Genomic DNA, 2,702 nt, shown 5'->3' on the forward strand with positions numbered 1-2,702 from the left:
GGCGGATGCACTCTGGTTCTCCAGTACGTGCTTGAGGTCGGATATTGCACTTTCGATCGTGGCCTTATCCTCGCTGGTGATCTTGTCCCCGTATTCCTTCAAGGATTTCTCGGTGGAGTAGATCAAGCTGTCAGCCTCGTTGCGGGCATCGATGCGGGCTCGTTCCTTTTTATCCTCTTCCGCATGGGCTTCCGCTTCACGGACCATCTTTTCGATGTCGGAATCACTGAGGCCGCCGGAAGACTCGATACGAATCTTCTGCTCCTTGCCGGTTCCCAGGTCCTTGGCGGATACGTGCACGATGCCGTTGGCATCAATGTCGAAGGTAACCTCAATCTGAGGAACCCCACGAGGAGCAGCCGGGATACCGATCAGGTCGAACTTACCGAGCGTCCGGTTCTGAGAAGCCATTTCCCGTTCACCCTGCAGGACGTGGATGCTTACCGCAGTCTGTCCATCGGCAGCAGTGGAGAAAATCTGGCTCTTACGGGTCGGGATCGTGGTATTCCGTTCGATCAAACGGGTGCACACCCCACCGAGGGTCTCGATGCCCAAGGAAAGCGGCGTGACATCCAACAACAGGACATCCTTGACGTTACCACCAAGGATACCACCCTGAATGGCAGCGCCCATGGCAACCACTTCATCCGGGTTGACTCCCTTGTGCGGCTCCTTGCTGAACAAGTCACGGACCAATGCCTGAACTGCAGGAATACGAGTGGAGCCACCTACGAGGATGACCTCATCGATGTCTGCAGCGCTTAGACCGGCATCGCGGAGTGCATTCTTCACCGGGAGCTTGGAACGCTCGATCAAATCAGCAACCAGCTGCTCGAACTTGGCGCGGGAAAGCGTCATCTGCAAGTGCTTCGGACCGGAGGCGTCGGCAGTGATGAACGGCAGGTTTATGTCGGTGCTGGTCGAGTTGGAGAGCTCGATCTTCGCCTTCTCTGCTGCCTCTCTGAGTCTCTGCAGGGCCATTCTATCGGTAGACAGGTCAATGCCGTTCGTCTTCTTGAATTCGCTGATCATCCACTCGATGATTCTCTGGTCGAAATCGTCACCACCAAGGTGGGTGTCACCGTTGGTGGACTTCACTTCAAACACACCATCACCCAGTTCGAGGATGGAAATATCGAAGGTACCACCACCAAGGTCATATACAGCGATCTTCTCTTCCTTGCTGGTATCCTTGCCCAGGCCGTAAGCCAAAGCGGCTGCGGTCGGTTCATTGACGATGCGCTTCACATCCAGACCGGCAATCTTGCCGGCATCCTTGGTTGCCTGGCGCTGAGCGTCGTTGAAGTACGCAGGAACGGTGATGACAGCCTCAGTAACCGGCTCGCCAAGATAATCCTCTGCGGTTTTCTTCATCTTCTGCAGGATTGCTGCAGAAATCTCCTGCGGAGAAAATGCTTCTCCACGGATGTCTACTTTTATCTCATCGCCGCTTCCGGCGTTTACTCTATAGGGGATTTTTCCAAGCTCAGAGGGCACTTCGTGATATTTGCGGCCCATGAAACGCTTGATGGAATACACGGTATTCTCAGCATTGGTTACCATCTGGTTTTTGGCAGGCTGTCCGACCAAGCGATCTCCCTTGCTGGTGAAGCCAACAATGCTGGGGGTAGTCCGCTGTCCTTCGCTGTTTGCGATGACTACGGGATCATTGCCTTCCATAACTGCGACGCAGCTATTGGTAGTACCCAAGTCAATTCCAATAATTCTTCCCATGATATAGTTCTCCTCTCCAATATAACTATCAAATCTATCTGTACAAATCTAAAGTACTCATAGCAAGGTCAATCGTCAAACGTTTGGCTTGCCAACTTTTACCTTTGCCGGTCGCAATACTCTGCCATGCAGTTTGTAACCGGTGATGAATTCATCCAAAACCGTCTCGGTCTCCAAGGAAGCATCCTCTACCACCATGTAGGCCTCATGCTCCTCAGGATTGAATTCCTTACCGACCGCCTCAATCTTCGTAAGCCCCCAATTTTTCTCCAAGGTGGAAAAAATCTGCGAATTCACCATGACGACCCCGTCATGCACCTTGTCGTACTCCTTGGTGGATTCTGCAGCTTCCAGGGCACGATTGAAATCATCAAGGGGCTGGAGCAAATCCTTGATCAGGTTCTCATTTGCGAATCTGATGGAATCTTCCTTATCGCGAATCAACCGTTTCCGATAATTCTCCAGATCGGCACGATCACGAAGCATCTGATCTTTCAAAGAGGCTGTCTCAGCCTGGGTTGCAGCAAGCTGTTCTTTCAGTTGCACGATTTCCAATTCCTTCTGTTCCAATTCGGTGGGAGCCTGGGCTTCCTGCTTCTCGGCAGTTCCGGTTCCTTCCTGCTGAACCTCTTGCTTTTCTTCGGTTGCAGCCTTTCCTTCAGGTTGTGCATCAGACTTGCTTTTCTTTTCTTTCCTATCCATTCCATCCCTCAATTTCCCATGCGCCGAACCCATGAGTCGGAACATGTCTATTTGCAAGCCAAAGAAGAGATTGCTTTCAATTCTCGGGCCATCATGCATAATCGTGTGTAGCGTAAAGAGTAGCCCACCCCTGGGCATGCCGATAACATACTCATACCGGATGGGAAGCGTCAAGTATTTTTCTCGTCTTCCTCTTCCAAGGAAATCTCTTCCTCATCGCCTTCAGGAACATATTCCACCCAAGCCTTGGCAGGCTCCTCAGCTTG

Annotated in this window: 2 protein-coding genes; both read right to left on the bottom strand. The window is 51.9% G+C overall.

Translation table 11 applies throughout. The features are described from left to right. Positions 1-1,734, bottom strand: a 1,734-nt coding sequence (dnaK, locus tag AB7C91_RS12545; protein ID WP_428591962.1) for a molecular chaperone DnaK, incomplete at its 3' end; no start/stop codon positions are given. 75 nt (positions 1,735-1,809) lie between these two features. Further along, positions 1,810-2,436, bottom strand: a complete 627-nt coding sequence (grpE, locus tag AB7C91_RS12550) for a nucleotide exchange factor GrpE (protein WP_332447646.1) — start codon at positions 2,434-2,436, stop codon at positions 1,810-1,812. Positions 2,437-2,702 lie beyond the last annotated feature (266 nt).

The sequence above is a fragment of the Sphaerochaeta sp. genome (assembly GCF_050256055.1).
GTDB lineage: Bacteria > Spirochaetota > Spirochaetia > Sphaerochaetales > Sphaerochaetaceae > Sphaerochaeta.